At 55.1% G+C, this 16223-nt stretch carries 19 protein-coding genes; 15 read left to right on the top strand and 4 right to left on the bottom strand.

What is annotated here, in order from left to right:
- Positions 1 to 696 (bottom strand): ABC transporter ATP-binding protein, encoded by a 696-nt coding sequence (locus tag NM686_RS02790; RefSeq protein ID WP_255190423.1) that lies wholly within the window; start codon positions 694 to 696, stop codon positions 1 to 3.
- Positions 697 to 760: 64 nt separating this feature from the next.
- On the opposite strand from NM686_RS02790, the gene NM686_RS02785 reads away from it, so the two are divergent.
- A complete protein-coding gene (locus NM686_RS02785; RefSeq protein ID WP_255190422.1) occupies positions 761 to 1333 on the top strand; it encodes a methyltransferase family protein in 573 nt (190 codons plus the stop codon).
- A 48-nt stretch (positions 1334 to 1381) separates the two neighbouring features.
- On the opposite strand, the gene NM686_RS02780 is transcribed toward NM686_RS02785, so the two are convergent.
- A complete protein-coding gene (locus NM686_RS02780) occupies positions 1382 to 1732 on the bottom strand; it encodes a hypothetical protein (RefSeq protein ID WP_255190421.1) in 351 nt (116 codons plus the stop codon).
- 223 nt (positions 1733 to 1955) lie between these two features.
- Between NM686_RS02780 and queF the strand changes: the two genes are divergently transcribed.
- The 13 genes from queF to tpx all read left to right on the top strand — a co-directional run bounded on the left by queF (position 1956) and on the right by tpx (position 13366).
- Positions 1956 to 2345 (top strand): preQ(1) synthase, encoded by a 390-nt coding sequence (gene queF, locus NM686_RS02775; RefSeq protein WP_255190420.1) that lies wholly within the window; start codon positions 1956 to 1958, stop codon positions 2343 to 2345.
- A 4-nt stretch (positions 2346 to 2349) separates the two neighbouring features.
- On the top strand, positions 2350 to 2634 hold the full coding sequence (locus NM686_RS02770; protein ID WP_255190419.1) for an EscU/YscU/HrcU family type III secretion system export apparatus switch protein: 285 nt from the start codon (positions 2350 to 2352) through the stop codon (positions 2632 to 2634).
- Entirely contained in the window at positions 2631 to 3488 is an 858-nt protein-coding gene (asd, locus tag NM686_RS02765) for an archaetidylserine decarboxylase (protein WP_255190418.1), read from the top strand. Before NM686_RS02770 ends, asd begins: the two co-directional genes overlap by 4 nt.
- Before the next feature lie 121 nt (positions 3489 to 3609).
- Complete coding sequence (yajC, locus tag NM686_RS02760; RefSeq protein ID WP_255190417.1) at positions 3610 to 3960, top strand: preprotein translocase subunit YajC; 351 nt, start codon at positions 3610 to 3612, stop codon at positions 3958 to 3960.
- 75 nt (positions 3961 to 4035) lie between these two features.
- Positions 4036 to 5883 carry a protein translocase subunit SecD gene (gene secD, locus NM686_RS02755; RefSeq protein ID WP_255190416.1) on the top strand — a complete coding sequence of 616 codons (1848 nt, stop codon included), beginning with the start codon at positions 4036 to 4038 and terminating at the stop codon, positions 5881 to 5883.
- 54 nt (positions 5884 to 5937) lie between these two features.
- Positions 5938 to 6369: a nucleoside-diphosphate kinase gene (ndk, locus tag NM686_RS02750; protein WP_255190415.1), complete on the top strand. Its 432-nt coding sequence runs from the start codon at positions 5938 to 5940 to the stop codon at positions 6367 to 6369.
- Positions 6344 to 7459 carry a 23S rRNA (adenine(2503)-C(2))-methyltransferase RlmN gene (gene rlmN / locus NM686_RS02745; protein ID WP_255190414.1) on the top strand — a complete coding sequence of 372 codons (1116 nt, stop codon included), beginning with the start codon at positions 6344 to 6346 and terminating at the stop codon, positions 7457 to 7459. The genes ndk and rlmN overlap by 26 nt, the downstream gene beginning before the upstream one ends.
- Positions 7449 to 8216, top strand: a complete 768-nt coding sequence (pilW, locus tag NM686_RS02740) for a type IV pilus biogenesis/stability protein PilW (protein WP_255190413.1) — start codon at positions 7449 to 7451, stop codon at positions 8214 to 8216. The genes rlmN and pilW overlap by 11 nt, the downstream gene beginning before the upstream one ends.
- Positions 8217 to 8236: 20 nt before the next feature.
- On the top strand, positions 8237 to 9535 hold the full coding sequence (gene hisS / locus NM686_RS02735; protein WP_255190412.1) for a histidine--tRNA ligase: 1299 nt from the start codon (positions 8237 to 8239) through the stop codon (positions 9533 to 9535).
- 21 nt (positions 9536 to 9556) lie between these two features.
- Positions 9557 to 10210 (top strand): YfgM family protein, encoded by a 654-nt coding sequence (locus NM686_RS02730; protein WP_255190411.1) that lies wholly within the window; start codon positions 9557 to 9559, stop codon positions 10208 to 10210.
- A gap of 11 nt (positions 10211 to 10221) precedes the next feature.
- On the top strand, positions 10222 to 11436 hold the full coding sequence (bamB, locus tag NM686_RS02725) for an outer membrane protein assembly factor BamB (protein ID WP_255190410.1): 1215 nt from the start codon (positions 10222 to 10224) through the stop codon (positions 11434 to 11436).
- Between the two features lie 2 nt (positions 11437 to 11438).
- Positions 11439 to 12830 carry a ribosome biogenesis GTPase Der gene (gene der, locus NM686_RS02720; RefSeq protein ID WP_255190409.1) on the top strand — a complete coding sequence of 464 codons (1392 nt, stop codon included), beginning with the start codon at positions 11439 to 11441 and terminating at the stop codon, positions 12828 to 12830.
- A 29-nt stretch (positions 12831 to 12859) separates the two neighbouring features.
- The gene (gene tpx / locus NM686_RS02715; RefSeq protein WP_255190408.1) at positions 12860 to 13366 is read left to right on the top strand and encodes a thiol peroxidase; all 507 of its coding nucleotides are present in this window, start codon (positions 12860 to 12862) and stop codon (positions 13364 to 13366) included.
- 8 nt (positions 13367 to 13374) lie between these two features.
- Here tpx and fchA read toward each other — a convergent pair whose 3' ends face one another.
- Entirely contained in the window at positions 13375 to 14004 is a 630-nt protein-coding gene (gene fchA, locus NM686_RS02710; protein WP_255190407.1) for a methenyltetrahydrofolate cyclohydrolase, read from the bottom strand.
- A 10-nt stretch (positions 14005 to 14014) separates the two neighbouring features.
- Positions 14015 to 15451, bottom strand: a complete 1437-nt coding sequence (gene cysS / locus NM686_RS02705; RefSeq protein ID WP_255190406.1) for a cysteine--tRNA ligase — start codon at positions 15449 to 15451, stop codon at positions 14015 to 14017.
- A gap of 179 nt (positions 15452 to 15630) precedes the next feature.
- Between cysS and NM686_RS02700 the strand changes: the two genes are divergently transcribed.
- The gene (locus NM686_RS02700; RefSeq protein WP_269022310.1) at positions 15631 to 16143 is read left to right on the top strand and encodes a peptidylprolyl isomerase; all 513 of its coding nucleotides are present in this window, start codon (positions 15631 to 15633) and stop codon (positions 16141 to 16143) included.
- The last annotated feature ends 80 nt before the right edge of the window (positions 16144 to 16223 follow it).

Below are 16223 nucleotides of genomic sequence, written 5' to 3'. Positions count from 1 at the left end.
TCAACCTGCCCGCGCCGGCGTATCGGCGTGAATGCGGCCGCTACGGATTTCCAGCTTGCGGCTGGCGGCGTCGGCCAGGTCTTCGTTGTGCGTGACCATGACCAAGGTTTTGCCCTGGTCGCGCAGATGGGCGAACAAATCGAACACCGCGTCGGCGGTGGCGGCATCCAGATTGCCGGTCGGTTCGTCGGCGACGATCAATGGCGGATCACTGGCCAGGGCGCGGGCAATGGCCGCCCGTTGCTGCTGTCCGCCGGACACCTGACTGGGCAGGCGATGGGCCGCATCGGCCAGGCCCACCCGTTCCAGCAACTGCATCGCTCGCGCCTTGCGCCGGGCTTTGTCCAATATGCCGAGAAAATCCATCGGCAACATGACGTTTTGCAACAGACTCAAAGCCGGCAACAGTTGAAAGAATTGAAACACGATGCCGATGTTGGCGCCGCGCCAGCGCGTCAATTTTTCATTGCTCAGGGATTGCAGGGCCGTGCCGTTGACGATGACTTCGCCGCGACTGGGATGATCTATGCCGGTCAACAGGTTCAACAAGGTGGATTTGCCATTGCCGGACGGGCCGACGATGGCGACGAACTCGCCCGGAACGATCTCCAGGTCGATGCCGTGCAACACGGTTTGCAACACGCCGGCCTGCGGATAATCTTTGTAAACCTGCTTTAATTCGATGATCTTGTTCATGGCGAACGGCAAATTCGGGTATGTTACACGACGATCATCACAGACTCATCGCAAAAGGCAATTCATGACATCGATACGCATCCTCTGGCTACTGCTTTGTTTAGGTTGGATAGGGGCCGAAATCCGTTTGGCACGCAAAACCAAGGCTCGACAGACTGACATCGTGCATGGGGAAACGCGTTCGCAAACCTGGTTATGGGGGGGCGCGCTGGCCAGTTTGGGCCTGGCCTTTAGCTTCAAGCAACTGGCCTGGCTGCCGATTCCGATCGATTATTTACCCAGACAAGCCGTTGCGCTGCTGGTGTTCGCCGCCGGGCTTGGCCTTCGCTATTGGGCCATCAAAACCCTGGGCCAGTTTTTTACCACCCATCCGACCATACAACACCGGCATGTTCTGATCAGTTGCGGGCCTTACCGCTGGTTGAGACATCCGGCCTATTCTGGGTTGTTATTGGCGCTTGCCGCTGCGGGCTTGGCAATGGGCGATGGATTGGCACTTTTTGTGGTGACGGTTCCGGTTTTTTTGACGTTCAACTATCGCATCGGCATCGAAGAACGACTACTGCAACAAAAGTTCGCCACCGAGTATCGCGAGTACCGCGACAGCACATGGAAACTGATCCCGTGGCTCTTTTGAAGCCCTCTCCGTGTACCACGTGCCGCCACGCCATCAATCGATGATGCCTCAGGCCAAAACCTTGACGGTTTTAGCTGGAGACGCATTGGAAAAAGCGTCTAGTGCCTGTTTGGGCTGACCGGTAATCATCGTGACGATTTGACCGAGTACTTCCTGCGCTTTCTGCCGATCGGGAATTTGAGTTTGATTGCTGGTGCCTTGCACGGTAGAGGTGCTGGCCAATTGTAGCGATTCCCTGGAAAGGGTGGCGCTATCGCGCGCCACACTGTTGTCGGTGTCAGCATTTCCATCACGGCCGGGCATGGGTTTTGCCTCGGCAAGATTTTCCGTCCCCGCTGTTCTGGATTTTAGGGGCGCCAGCTGACTGGTTACGTTGTTTTTTATGCTGCTGATGTCCATTTTCGCCTCCTGATTGAGCGAATGACCAGCCGAATACGGGCTAGCAGTATGATTCTACCGCATTTATCGAAATTTGCCACGGCACAAACCCTTTGGTTAGGTTGATGCAAGCCCTTGAAGTTAAACTTTAATTTTTTAATTGGCGATAGCTGATAAAATTCCGCCCGGCGACAGGTTAAGCCCTGATGCCGCCGACACTGTTTACATTGATTAAAAACGAACAATGACCACGAAACCCAGTTCAGACTTGACCACCTTCGAAAACCCAAGACCGGCGCGCGACTTTACCATCCGCATCGACATTCCGGAATTTACCTGTTTGTGCCCGATGACCGGACAACCCGACTTCGCCAAACTGATCATCGAATACGTACCGGACAAGCTCTGTGTCGAATTGAAATCGCTGAAGCTCTACATGTGGACGTTCCGCGAACGCGGCGCGTTTCATGAAGCCGTCACCAACGAGATTCTCGATCACATCGTCGCGGCGATTTCACCCAACTTCATGCGCCTGCGCGCCGAGTTCAACGTGCGCGGCGGCATTTACACCACCGTGATCGCCGAACACCGCAATCCCGACTGGCAAGCGCCGCAATTGGTCAATCTGCCTTAAAACCGTGAGCGGTAGAACCTTCTACAACGCCGACATTGCCGTCGCGCTGCAATACGACGGCAAGAACGCGCCCAAGGTCACGGCCAAGGGGGAAGGCTTTACCGCTCAGCAAATCCTGGCGATCGCCGAAAAACATGGCGTGCCGCTGCAAAACGAACCCGAACTGGCCAGGATTTTGGCGCAAGTGCCGCTCGGGGACGAAATCCCGCAGCCGCTCTATGTTGCCGTCGCCGAAGTGATCGCCTTTGCTTATTTCATCAGCGGGAAAACGCCCGACTCCAACACATGACATTAAAACAGCTTTTTACCGTTCTGCCGCAATACGCCCTGCCGCACCACGCGCTCTCGACGCTGATGTCGAAATTGACGCATTGCACCAATCCCACCTGGAAAAACGCCTTCATCAAGACCATCATCAGCCTGTACGGCGTCAACATGGCCGAAGCCAAATTCCAGGAACTGGCTCATTACCCCAGCTTCAACGCTTTTTTTACCCGCGAACTCAAAGACGGCGCGCGTCCCATCGCCGCCGAAGCCGACGCGATTGCCTGTCCTGCCGACGGCGCCGTCAGTCAGGCCGGCCCCATCGCTAATGGCCGGATTTTTCAAGCCAAGGGTCATGACTATAGCGCCCTGGAATTGCTGGGCGGCGACGCCGAACGCGCCAAGGCCTTTGAAAACGGCTCTTTCGCCACCATTTACCTGTCACCCAGGGATTATCACCGCCTGCACATGCCATTGAAAGGCACACTGAAGGAAATGGTGCATGTACCCGGCCGTTTGTTCAGCGTCAACGCCGCGACCGTCGAAGGCGTGCCCAACCTGTTTGCCCGCAACGAACGCGTGGTAAGCCTGTTCGACACCGAAGCCGGCCCGATGGCCTTGGTGTTGGTCGGGGCGATTTTCGTTTCCAGCGTGGAAACCGTCTGGCATGGCGTGGTCACGCCGCCCACCATCGGCGAGCCCAGAACCTGGCGTTATCAGGAAAACGCCCCGGTACTGGAAAAAGGCGCCGAAATGGGCCGCTTCAATATGGGCTCCACCATCATCGTGCTGTTCGGCAAGGACAAAACCGCCTGGGATGCCGACCTGGTCGCGGGCAAACTCGTGAAACTCGGCGAACACATAGGTCGTTGTTTTTGATAACAACTGAAAAGCAAACCGACATGCGATAACCGGCCCGAGTGTGGCATAATGCCGGACTCTCTGGCCACGGGCCGGACATCCATTACAACACGACGATAATAATTTAAAGAGGATAACGATGAGCTTTTTTATCTCTGATGCCATGGCCCAAGCCGCACCAGCAGCGCAACAACCCGGATTCGAAGGCATGCTGTTCCCGTTGGGCATTTTGATATTCTTTTATTTCCTGTTCATTCGCCCGCAATCCAAACGCAACAAAGAACAAAAACAAATGCTGGCGGCACTGGGCAAAGGTTCCGAAGTCGTCACCACCGGCGGCATCCTGGGCAAAGTCGTGGAACTGGATGACAATTTCGTCAAACTGGAAGTGGGCGAAAACAGTTTTCTGCAAGTACAACGTCACGCCATCGCCAACATGATGCCCAAAGGCACTTTTAAAACCGTCAACAAACAAAAACCCAAAGCTTGAGACATCGTTGTTCAAGCCCCCTCATTGTTGATTTTTTTGCAGCAGCCAGGCTGACACTGCTCTAAACGGAAACTTATGCAAAATTATTTCCCGCTCTGGAAAAACATTCTAGTCTTGACCGTTCTGGTTTTCGGCATTATTTACGCACTACCCAATGTCTACGGCAACGATCCTGCAGTTCAGCTGGCTTCCAGCAACGCCACACCGCTGCAACAAAGCCAGGCCGACGAAATAGCCGCCAGCATCAAAAACGCCGGCTACCCATTGAAGGCGTTCGAATTCCAGGACGGCAAAATCCTGGCCCGCTTCAACAACACCGACGATCAGATGAAAGCCGCCGACATGCTCAGCAACAAGATGTCCGGTCGGGCAACCGTCGCCCTGAATCTGGCGCCAGCCACGCCGGCATGGTTGACCGCGTTGGGTGCAAAACCGATGTATCTTGGCCTGGACCTGCGTGGTGGCGTGCATTTCACGCTGGAAGTGGACATGGATACCGCGGTGAAACAAGCCGAGGAACGCTACGGCAATGATATCCGCGGCGCCTTCCGCGAAGCCAAGGTCCGTTACCAATCGGTCTCCAAGGAAGCCAACGGCATCAAGGTCGTGCTGGCCGACGAAGAAAATCGGGTGGCCGCTGCCGCGGTATTGAACAAGGATTTTCGCAATCTGGACCTAAGCGAAAGCGGCACCAACGAATTCTTGTTGACGCTGCCCGAACGCGAAATTTTCGCGATCAAAAAATCCGCGCTGGAACAAAACATCACCACGTTGCGTAATCGGGTCAATGAATTGGGCGTTGCCGAACCCGTCATCCAGCAACAAGGCACCAGCCGCATCGTCGTGCAGTTACCCGGCGTGCAAGACACCGCCCACGCCAAGGAACTGCTGGGCACCACCGCGACTCTGGAATATCGTCTGGTGGATGTCGAAAACGATGTCAATGCCGCCGTCGCCGGCCATGTCCCCGTGGGCAGCCGCCTGTATAAAGACAAGAACGGCGCCCCCATTCTGTTGAAACGCTCGGTGATCGTCACCGGCGACCAAATCACCGACGCCTCCTCCGGCATGGACCAAGACGGCCAGGCCGCCGTATTCATTACGCTGGACGGCGCGGGCGCCAAGAAAATGGGCAAATTGACCCAGGAAAACATCGGCAAGCCGATGGCCGTGGTATTCATCGAGTACAAATCGGAAACCCGCCTGATCAATGGCCAGAAAGTTCAGCACAAGGAAAAAATCGAAAAAGTCATCAGCGTCGCGACGATTCGCGACTCGTTCAGCAAACGCTTCCAAACCACCGGCCTGGATAGCCCTCAGGAAGCCCGCAACCTGGCACTGCTATTGAGAGCCGGCGCGCTGGCGGCCCCGGTTGAAATCGCCGAAGAACGCACCGTCGGCCCCAGTCTCGGCCAGGAAAACATCGACCAGGGCATGATGTCCATCGTCGTCGGCTTTTTGGTCGTCGTCGCCTTCATGGCCATTTACTATCGCGGCTTCGGTCTGATCGCGAACTTTGCCTTGCTGTTCAACCTGGTATTGCTGACGGCCATTCTGTCATTGCTGCAAGCCACCCTGACCCTGCCGGGCATGGCCGGTATCGTGTTGACGCTCGGTATGGCGGTGGACGCCAACGTGTTGATCAACGAACGCATACGCGAGGAAGTCCGCAATGGACAAAGTCCGCAGGCCAGTATTTTCCTGGGTTACGAAAAGGCCTTCGCGACGATTCTGGACTCCAACATCACCACCTTGCTGGTAGCCTTGTTGTTGTTTGGTTTCGGCACCGGTCCCGTCAAAGGCTTCGCGGTCGTACTGTGCCTCGGCATTCTGACGTCGATGTTTACCGCCATCTCCGGCAGCCGCATGCTGGTGAACTGGTTCTACGGCGGCGACCGTCGCGTGGAAAAACTGTCGATCTAAACGCGCTATAATGCACCAATTTTTTTAACATTCACCCTAACTGGAGTTTACATAATGGCAATTGAACGTACTTTCTCAATCATCAAGCCGGATGCCGTCGCTAAAAACGTGATTGGGGAAATTGTCAGCCGTTTCGAAAAAAATGGCCTGCGTGTCGTTGCATCCAAAATGCTGCAACTGACCCAAGAACAAGCCGAAGGCTTTTATGCCGAACATAAGGAACGCGGCTTTTTCAAGGACTTGGTCAGCTTCATGACCTCTGGCCCTGTGATCGTGCAAGTGCTGGAAGGCGAAAATGCCGTTCTGAAAAACCGCGAACTGATGGGTGCCACCAACCCTAAAGAGGCCGCCCCAGGCACCATTCGCGCCGACTTCGCGGTCAGCATCGACGAAAATGCCGTACACGGTTCCGATGCGTCAGAATCCGCCGCGAGAGAAATCGCTTACTTCTTCTCTGCGAATGAACTCTGCGACCGCATCCGCTAAGCCGGCGTTGATCAATCTGCTGGATCTCGACAGAAAAGGCCTGCAGGCCTTTTTTGTCGGTCTGGGCGAAAAACCCTTTCGCGCGACTCAATTATTGAAATGGATTTATCAGGAAGGCGTCGTCGATTTCGACGACATGACCAACCTGAGCAAATCCCTGCGCACGCATTTAAAAGCACACTGCGAAATCAAAACGCCGGAAATCGTCGCCGAGCAATTGGCGTCCGACGGCACCTGCAAATGGGCCATGCAGACCCATTGCGGCAACAAGGTGGAAACCGTTTACATCCCGGAAGAACGCCGCGCCACCCTATGCATCTCGTCACAAGTAGGTTGCGCGCTGGCGTGCAGTTTTTGCTCCACGGCGCAGCAAGGCTTCAACCGCAATTTAAGCGCCGGCGAAATCATCGGCCAGCTGTATCTGGCACAGAAACGCCTGGGGCCCGAAAGACGCATCACCAATGTCGTGATGATGGGCATGGGCGAGCCTTTATTGAATTTCGACAATGTCGTCGCGGCGATGAATCTGATGATGGACGACTTCGCGTATGGCCTGTCCAAGCGCCGCGTCACCATCAGCACATCCGGCGTGGTACCGGCGATGCACCGTTTGGGACAGGCTTGCGACGTCAGCATGGCCGTATCGCTGCATGCGCCCAATGACGCACTGCGCGACCAACTGGTGCCTATCAATCAGAAATACCCATTGGCCGAGTTGATGGAAGCCTGCCGCGAATATGCCAAAATCGGGCCGCGCAAGCATATTACTTTTGAATACGTAATGCTGGCGGGCGTCAACGATAGCCTGGAAGACGCCAAAACCCTGGTCAAGTTGCTGAAAAACGTACCGTCCAAGGTCAATCTGATTCCGTTCAATCCGTTTCCACAATCGCCTTACCGCTGCTCGGATACCGCGACCATCCTGAAGTTCCGCGATGTGCTGCATAACGCCGGCATCGTCACGACGATACGCAAGACCCGCGGCGAAGACATCGATGCGGCCTGTGGACAATTGGTCGGGCAAGTGCAGGATAAAAGCCGCAGGCATTTGAAACTGCAAAACGCCAGGATGGAGAATCATGCGGTCTAGCGTCAAATTGCGTTTTCTGGCCATCCTGGTGGCCTGCAATTTGACCAGCGCCTGCGCGCTGGTGCCGGACTTCGGCGGCAACGGCATGAGCAATCGGGAAAAAGCCGATCTGAATCTGCAAATGGGCGTGCGCTATCTGGAAATGAACATGCTGGAAGTGGCGAAGGAAAAATTGGAAACGGCCTACGACCTGGATTCCAGCAATGCGGAAACCCTGAATGCGCTGGCGATCTATTACGAACGCATGAAGAATGACGAGGAAGCCGCCGACTACTACGAATCAGCCATCGGCAAGGATCCCGACAATTACAGCATCAAAAACAATTACGGCCAGTTTTTGTGTCAGCGCGGCATGCAGGAAAAGGGCCTGACCTTGCTGCAAGAGTCGCTGGATTCCTCCATCAACAAGCGGCCATGGCTGGCGTTGACGAACATCGGCATTTGCCGCCAGCAAAGCGACGCCAACCAGGCCGAAGACTATTTCCGCCGCGCCTTGCAAGCCAATCCGGCCTATCCGCCGGCGCTGCAGGAAATGATGAAAATCAGTTATAACAAACAACAATATATGTCGGCACGAGCGTTTTTGGAGCGCTATACCGCCGTCGCGAAACACAGTCCTATAACCTTGTGGTATGGTTTCCAGACCGAACGCGCATTGGGCAATAGTCAGAGCGCGGAAAATTATAAAGAACAGTTACTCAACACATTTCCGACCTCCACCGAGGCCAACGAAGTCAAATCCGCGATCAGCAAATAATCCGGCGTCGATAATCATTTATGGCAAAACAACAACAGGCCATTCAGGCCATCCGCGGAATGCATGACATTCTGCCCGAACAATCCCCCTATTGGCAGTGGCTGGAGCACAATGCCCGGCAGGTGCTAGCCGCTTACGGTTACCAGGAAATCCGCCTGCCCATCGTCGAAAAAACCGAACTGTTCAAACGCTCGATAGGTGAAGTCACCGACATCGTCGAAAAGGAAATGTACACCTTCGACGACCGTAACGGCGACTCCTTGACCCTGCGTCCGGAGGGCACCGCCGGCTGTTTGCGCGCCTGCCTGGAACATGGTCTGTTGCACAATCAAACCCATCGCTTGTGGTATTACGGCCCGATGTTCCGCCACGAACGCCCGCAGAAAGGCCGTTATCGCCAGTTTTATCAATTGGGCGTGGAAACCTATGGCATGCCGGGGCCCGATGTCGACGCCGAGATGATTCTGCTGACCGACCGCCTCTGGAAGAAACTCGGCATCCGCGACAAGGTGGAATTGCAATTGAATTCCCTCGGCACCACCGAGGAACGCGCGGCCTATCGCGGCAAGCTGGTGGAATATTTCAAACAGCATATCGATGTGTTGGACGAAGACAGCCGGCGCCGCCTGGAAACCAACCCGCTACGCATCCTGGATAGCAAAAACCCCGACATGCAATTGATGCTGCGCGAAGCGCCGGTGTTACTGGAATATCTGGGCGAGGACAGCCTGAAGCATTTCAACAGCCTGAGAAGCATGCTGGACGAGCTGAACATCAGTTATCGGATCAACACCCGCCTGGTGCGCGGCCTGGATTATTACGGCAAAACCGTGTTCGAATGGGTCACCGACGAACTCGGCGCCCAAGGCACCATTTGTGCGGGCGGCCGCTACGACGGCCTGATCGAACAACTGGGCGGCAAAGCCAATCACGCCATCGGTTTCGCGATGGGCATGGAACGCATACTGGCTCTGGTCGAACAACTCGACAGCGTGGACATCGCGCCTAGCGTGGACGTTTACCTGGTTCGAGTCGGCGATGAGGCGGAAAAAGCCGGTCTGTTGCTGGCCGAACGCATCCGCGACGAAATCGCCGGCCTCAAACTGCAAGTCAACTGCGGTGGCGGCAGCTTTAAGAGCCAGTTCAAAAAAGCCGACAAGTCCGGCGCTGCATTCGCCATCATCATGGGCGACGACGAAGCGGGACGCGGCGAAGCAGCGCTGAAATCGCTGCGTATCGAACAGGAACAGATCACCCTGAGTCACGACGCCTTGCTGCAAAGACTCAAGGATTGGCATCAAAACAAACCTCTTGCATAACCTCAACCGAGAAATATTACCGTGGCAATTTACGATACCGAAGAAGAACAAGTCGAACAGCTGAAAAAATGGTGGGAAGCCAATAGCACGTCCTTGATTGCCGGCGTGGTAACGGCCATCGTCATCGTAACCGGCTGGAACCTGTGGCAAAATCATCAAATGGAACAACGCGGCCAGGCGTCGGCGCTCTACCAGAACCTGCTCGATAGCGCCGGCAAAAACGACCATGCCGGGGTCGAGAAACTGTCTGATCAACTGGCTACCGAACACGGTTCAATGGCTTACGCCCATTTTGCCGCGTTGCAAAAAGCCAAAAGCAAAGTCGAACAAGGCGACCTGGAAGGCGCCAAGGCCATTTTGCAACAGCAAGTGCAAAATCCCGGTAGCGAGGAATTACAGCATGTGGCGCGCCTGCGTCTGATTCAATTGATGCTGGCCACCGGCCAATACGAAGAGGGCTTGAAACTGATTGCCGCCGTCGATCCCGCCAAGGCAGAAGGTTTCGCCGTCAATTACGATGAACTGGAAGGCGATTTATATGTCGCGATGGACCGCTTGGATGAAGCGCGCAACGCCTACCAAAATGCCATCAAGACAGGACAAGCCACCTCGTTCGTACAGTTCAAACTGGACGACATTGCCACGCCCGACTTTAATCCCGAAGCCGCGAAATAATCATCGCCCTTATGCTGACGACCGAGCTTAAAACCCTGCGCTACCTGTGGCTCGTCCTGGCCTGCCTGCCGTTGTTATCCGGCTGCGCGGGTCTGGACGCGGGCCGCGACTTGATCTCGGGCCTGTCGGATACGATATTCGGCGAGGACGACACCAGCGACCCACCCGCCGTATTGACCGAATATCAAGCCGAATTGCAGGTCGAAGTCCTGTGGAAAGCCTCGGTCGGCGATGGCGCGGACAAGCAATTCCTCAAGCTGATTCCAGCCGTTCAGGCTGACCGCATCTACGCCGCCGATCGCGAGGGCACGCTGCAGGCGCGCAGCACCCTCAACGGTGATTTGATCTGGGAATCCAGCAGCGAACTGGCTTATTCGGCCGGCCCCGGCCTGGGTCGCGACGTCTTGGTCATGGGCTGCACATCCGGTGAAGTCGTGGCCTACGACATCGCTACCGGCGCGCAAAAATGGCAGACCACCGTCCCCAGCGAAGTACAAGCCGTACCGGTGATAGCCAAGGGTATCGTCATTATTCGCACCACCGACGGCAAGGTGATTGCGCTACGCGAAGCCGACGGCTCGCAGGTATGGCTGGCGGAAAACAGCGTGCCGGCATTGAGCATCCGCGGCGCCGGCGCGCCTATCGTCATCGATGACAGCGTCATGGCCGGCTCGGCCAATGGCAAGATGCAAGCCCTGCAACTCAGCGACGGCAAAAGTCTATGGGAAGCCACCATCGCGATGCCGACCGGCCGCTCGGAAGTCGAGCGTCTGGTCGATTTGGATGTCGATCCCGTGGCGAACCGGGGAGCCATTTATGTCTCCAGTTTCACCGGCGGCACCGTTTCCCTGTCCGAAGTGGACGGCGACGTGATCTGGCGTAACCAGGATATTTCCTCTCATGCCGGCATCAGCGCCGATTTCCGTTATCTGTACATCACGGATGTACATAGCGAAGTATCGCAGCTCGATCAGCGCAACGGCGCTTCGTTATGGAAACAAAAAGAGCTGCACAACCGCCAGCTGACGGCGCCCATCGTTTACGACAATTATGTCGTGGTCGGCGACTTCGAAGGCTATGTGCATTGGCTTTCCACCAGTGACGGTCGCATGCTCGGCCGCACTCAAATCACTAGTTCGCCGATCGAAGCCAAACCGGTCATCGTCGACGGCACGGTCTACATTTACGCAAAAGACGGCACCCTCGCGGCCTTGAAGGCGAGATAACTATGCTACCCGTAATCGCTCTGGTCGGCCGACCCAATGTCGGCAAATCCACCCTTTTCAATTACCTGACCCGTAGCCGCGAGGCTCTGGTCGCCGACTATCCCGGCCTGACCCGCGACCGCCAATACGGCCGCGTCAAACGCGGCGAGCGCGACTGCCTGGTCGTCGATACCGGCGGCATCACCGACGACCAGGAAGGCATAGACGCCTTCGCCAAGAAGCAGGTCGAAATCGCGCTGCAGGAAGCCGACGTGGTGTTTTTCCTGGTCGACGCCCGCGACGGCATCAACGCCGCCGACCAAGCCATCGCCGACATGCTGCGCAAGCTGGGCAAACCCGTGGTGTTGGTCGTGAACAAAATCGACGGCATCGACAGCAACACGGTCACCCACGATTTTTACAGTTTGGCGTTGGGCGAGCCCGTGCCGATTGCCGCCTCGCACGGTCGCAATGTCCACGAACTGCTAGGCCGCATCGACGACTTGATCCCGCCGCTTGAAGACGAGTTCGAGGAACAAGACCCCGGCATTGCGATAGCCATCGTCGGCCGACCAAACGTCGGCAAATCCACGCTGGTCAATCGTCTGCTCGGCGAAGAGCGCGTGGTGGTGTTCGATGAAGCCGGCACGACCCGCGACAGCATTTATATTCCGTTTGAGCGCAACGGCCAGAAGTTCACGCTGATCGATACCGCCGGCATGCGCCGCCGTTCCCGCGTGTCGTTGACGGTGGAAAAATTCAGTATCATCAAATCGTTGCAGGCCATTGAAAAGGCGCATGTGGTGATCTATTTGATCGACGCCCGCGAAGGCGTCACCGATCAGGACGCGCACATTCTGGGTCTGGTATTGGAAGCCGGCCGGGCCTTGATCATAGGCCTAAATAAATGGGACGGTCTCAGCGCCGAGCACCGCGACTTCGTCAAGAAACAGATCGAGATGAAACTGTCGTTTCTGGATTTCGCCGAAAAGCACCCCATCTCTGCGCTGCACGGCAGCGGCGTCGGCAAATTGTTCGACGTCGTTCATAGCCTGTACGACTCGGCCATGATAGACATGTCCACGCCGGTATTGACCCGGATCTTGAGCGACGCCATCGCCGCGCACCAGCCACCCTTGGTCGGCGGCCGCCGCATCAAGCTGAAATACGCGCATCAGGGCGGCCGCAATCCGCCGGTCGTGGTGATCCACGGTGTGCAGACCGATGCCTTACCGGCCGCCTATAAACGTTATTTGATGAACTACTACCGCGAGCAGCTAAGACTGCAAGGCACGCCGATACGCCTAGTCTTCAAGTCGCCGGAAAACCCGTTCCACGGCCAGAAAAACAAACTGAGCGACAGGCAGATCAAGAAGCGGAAACGCCTGATCGATTTCACCAAGCGGAAGAAATAGAAAAATCATACCCACTCAGGAGCATCGTTATGGCTAGCATCACTTTCCAAGGCAAACCCATCAACACCTGCGGCGACTTGCCCGCCATCGGCAGCCAGGCGCCCGAGTTCAAGCTGACCAATCGCAAATTGCAGGACGTCGGCCTGGAAGCCTTTGCCGGCAAACGCAAGGTCATGAACATCGTGCCTAGCCTGGATACGCCGACCTGCGCGACCTCAACCCGCAAATTCAACGAAAAGGCCGCGCATCTGGACAATACCGTAGTGCTGGTCATTTCCGCCGACCTGCCCTTCGCCCAGGCCCGCTTTTGCGAAATCGAAGGAATCAAGCATGTCACAGCCTTATCGACTTTCCGCTCCAGCTTCGCCCGCGATTACGGCGTCGAGCTCTTGGACAGCATCCTGGCCGGCCTGACCGCGCGCGCCATCGTCATCATCGACGAAAACGACCGGGTCATTTATACGGAATTAGTCAAGGAAATCGCCGACGAACCGGATTACACCAGCGCACTGGCCGCTTTGAACGGAAATGACTAAAGCCCGGCTTACAACTTGCCCTTGACGATCTGATAAATCGCTTCGGCCTCGTGGTCGGCAGTCTGCATGATTGTATTTAGCTCGGCCAGCTTGACATCCGCAAAAGCGCGGTCTTTCAGGCTGGCGGCATTGATCTCTACGTTCAGTGCCGCGCTTTTCAGACCGGCATAAGCCGACATCACGGCGACGCCGGCATCGCTGATCACGCCCAGATTGCCTTTTTCGGCCGCGATCCTGCTCAATGCAATGGCTTTGGCGCAAGCCTTGGCGCATTCCAGCGGCACCTCGGTAGCTTCGCGTAATACCCACTGGATTTGCGCACTACGCTGGGCTTTTTCCTCGTCGGTAGCTTTGGGCAGGCCGTAACAGGCCATCAATTTGTTGAACACGTCGACGTCGGCCTTGATCATGCCGGTCAAGGTTTCCCGCAAGGCCTCGGACTCGGCCAGCAGGGCTTGCATGTCCGCTTCGACTTCGGCGTATTTGGGTTTGCCTAGCGTCAAGTTGCACACCATGCTGACTAAGGCGGCGGCCTGTGCCCCCATCAACGCGGCCGCGCTACCACCGCCGGGTGTTGGCTGTTTACTGGCCAGTTCGTCCAGATAGGTCTGTAGGGATTTATCTTTGATTTCTTCCACGTGATATCTCTTACTCTTTGTACCAATCGGTAGTGCCGTCAGGCCTGTCTTTCAATTGAATACGGAGTTGTTTTAATTCGTCCCGAATCCTGTCAGCAGTAGCCCAGTCCTTTTTCTTCTTGGCATCCAACCGAAGTTGAATCTGTTGATTGATATATTCTTCCGTCAATTCCACGACATTGATGTTAACAGGAATTGTCAGTTGATAAACTTCTTCAGACACCGAAGCCTTACCTTGCAGCCAATCACGTGGCTCAGCTTGCAATATCCCTAATAATCCACCTAATTTTTTCAGCGTGTAAGCTAAATTTGATTGTCTAGTTTTATCATCTCCTGATTTGGCCTTATTTAGTTCATTTGCCAATTCAAATAAAACTGAAATTGCCAACGGTGTATTGAAATCATCATCCATAGATTCTTCAAAGCGCCGCAAATAGTCCAATTCCATTTCTTGATCTGATAACTCTACAGCTTCGAGCGCCGTGTATAACCTAGTCAATGCGGCAACAGCTTCATCTAATTGTTGATCAGAGTAATTCAACGGACTCCGATAATGGCTGGATAAGACGAAGAAACGAATCACATCCGGACGCGAATATTGCTTCAACACTTCACGCACCGTGAAGAAATTACCCAGGGATTTGGACATTTTTTCTTCATTGACCCTTACGAAACCGTTGTGCATCCAGTAGTTGACGAAGGGTTCGCCGGTGGCGCCCTCGGATTGGGCGATTTCGTTTTCGTGATGCGGAAACTGCAAATCCATGCCGCCGCCGTGAATGTCGAAATGGTTACCCAGACAGCAAGTGGACATTGCCGAGCACTCTATGTGCCATCCTGGCCGGCCTTGGCCCCAGGGCGAATCCCAATACGGCTCGCCAGGCTTGGCCATTTTCCACAACACAAAATCCAGGGGGTCGCGCTTGGCATTGTCCACATCGACCCGTTCCCCGGCGTTTAAATCTTCGATATTCTTGCCGGACAATTTACCGTAACCCTGGAAGCGGTTGACGGCATAAAACACGTCGCCATTGCTGCCGATGTAGGCGTATTCGCGTTCCAACAATTTTTGGATCATGTTGATGATGGAAGCGATGGAACGGGTGGCCCTGGGTTCGATGTCCGGCGGCAACACGGCCAATGCTTGCTCGTCTTCGTGCATCGCGGCAATGAAACGCTCGGTCAGCGCGGTAAATTCCTCGCCGTTGTCGTTAGCGCGCTGAATGATCTTGTCGTCGATGTCCGTGACGTTGCGCACGTAAGTCAACTCGTAGCCAGAATGACGCAGATAACGGGCTACGGTATCGAACACCACCATCACCCGAGCATGGCCGATATGACAATAGTCGTAAACCGTCATGCCGCAGACATACATACCGACCTTGCCGGGCTGTCTGGGAACGAATTCTTGCTTGCTTCGGGTCAGGGTATTGTAGATTTTCAACATGGCGATAAGGTCAATACAGCAAAAGACCGAGCAATCTATCAAGATTTCGGCTTCTCTTTCAAGCTGAAAACGCCTAGAATTCGCGGCTTACAGCGATTTAAGGAGCCTTTATGCGCAATACCCTTGTTTATTTGATGCTGTTTTTGTTTTCAACTCTTTCTTTTGCAACGGAAAAACAAATGTCCGACACCCAAACCAAAGTCAAAATGACCACTTCGCTGGGCACCATCGTCATCGAACTGGATAATGCCAAAGCCCCTGTTTCCGCGGCCAATTTTGCCGACTACGTCAAAAGCGGCTTTTACGACGGCACAATCTTTCACCGCGTGATTCCAGGCTTCATGGCCCAAGGCGGCGGTTTCGACACCAGTTTCAATCAAAAAACCACCAAGGCGCCGATCAAAAACGAAGCCGACAACGGCCTGAAAAACGACCGCGGCACCCTCGCGATGGCACGGACCAATGACCCCAATTCCGCCACCGCGCAGTTTTTCATCAATTATAAAGACAACGGCTTTTTGAACCACACCAGCCCAACCCCGAGCGGCTGGGGCTATGCGGTCTTCGGCAAGGTGGTCGAAGGCATGGAAGTGGTCGACGAAATGGCCAAACAACCGACCGGCAACCGCGGCATGCACCAAGACGTGCCCAAAACCGACATCATCATCGAAAAAGCCGAAATCGTCGAATAAGCTGTTCTAAGCTTTCGGTCCACGAAATACACTAAAAACACGAAAAAAATAGACCGTTAAATCGAAATACTTTTGTGAAA

The sequence above is a fragment of the Methylomonas rapida genome (assembly GCF_024360925.2).
GTDB classification, from domain to species: Bacteria; Pseudomonadota; Gammaproteobacteria; order Methylococcales; family Methylomonadaceae; genus Methylomonas; species Methylomonas rapida.
This window is presented reverse-complemented; position numbering and strand designations above follow the sequence as displayed.

Bases quoted from the DNA above. Each gene is read 5' to 3' on its own strand.
- NM686_RS02790 (WP_255190423.1), bottom strand. From the start codon at position 696: ATGAACAAGATCATCGAATTAAAGCAGGTTTACAAAGATTATCCGCAG.
- NM686_RS02785 (WP_255190422.1), top strand. From the start codon at position 761: ATGACATCGATACGCATCCTCTGGCTACTGCTTTGTTTAGGTTGGATA.
- NM686_RS02780 (WP_255190421.1), bottom strand. From the start codon at position 1,732: ATGGACATCAGCAGCATAAAAAACAACGTAACCAGTCAGCTGGCGCCC.
- queF (WP_255190420.1), top strand. From the start codon at position 1,956: ATGACCACGAAACCCAGTTCAGACTTGACCACCTTCGAAAACCCAAGA.
- asd (WP_255190418.1), top strand. From the start codon at position 2,631: ATGACATTAAAACAGCTTTTTACCGTTCTGCCGCAATACGCCCTGCCG.
- yajC (WP_255190417.1), top strand. From the start codon at position 3,610: ATGAGCTTTTTTATCTCTGATGCCATGGCCCAAGCCGCACCAGCAGCG.
- secD (WP_255190416.1), top strand. From the start codon at position 4,036: ATGCAAAATTATTTCCCGCTCTGGAAAAACATTCTAGTCTTGACCGTT.
- ndk (WP_255190415.1), top strand. From the start codon at position 5,938: ATGGCAATTGAACGTACTTTCTCAATCATCAAGCCGGATGCCGTCGCT.
- rlmN (WP_255190414.1), top strand. From the start codon at position 6,344: ATGAACTCTGCGACCGCATCCGCTAAGCCGGCGTTGATCAATCTGCTG.
- pilW (WP_255190413.1), top strand. From the start codon at position 7,449: ATGCGGTCTAGCGTCAAATTGCGTTTTCTGGCCATCCTGGTGGCCTGC.
- hisS (WP_255190412.1), top strand. From the start codon at position 8,237: ATGGCAAAACAACAACAGGCCATTCAGGCCATCCGCGGAATGCATGAC.
- bamB (WP_255190410.1), top strand. From the start codon at position 10,222: ATGCTGACGACCGAGCTTAAAACCCTGCGCTACCTGTGGCTCGTCCTG.
- der (WP_255190409.1), top strand. From the start codon at position 11,439: ATGCTACCCGTAATCGCTCTGGTCGGCCGACCCAATGTCGGCAAATCC.
- tpx (WP_255190408.1), top strand. From the start codon at position 12,860: ATGGCTAGCATCACTTTCCAAGGCAAACCCATCAACACCTGCGGCGAC.
- cysS (WP_255190406.1), bottom strand. From the start codon at position 15,451: ATGTTGAAAATCTACAATACCCTGACCCGAAGCAAGCAAGAATTCGTT.
- NM686_RS02700 (WP_269022310.1), top strand. From the start codon at position 15,631: ATGTCCGACACCCAAACCAAAGTCAAAATGACCACTTCGCTGGGCACC.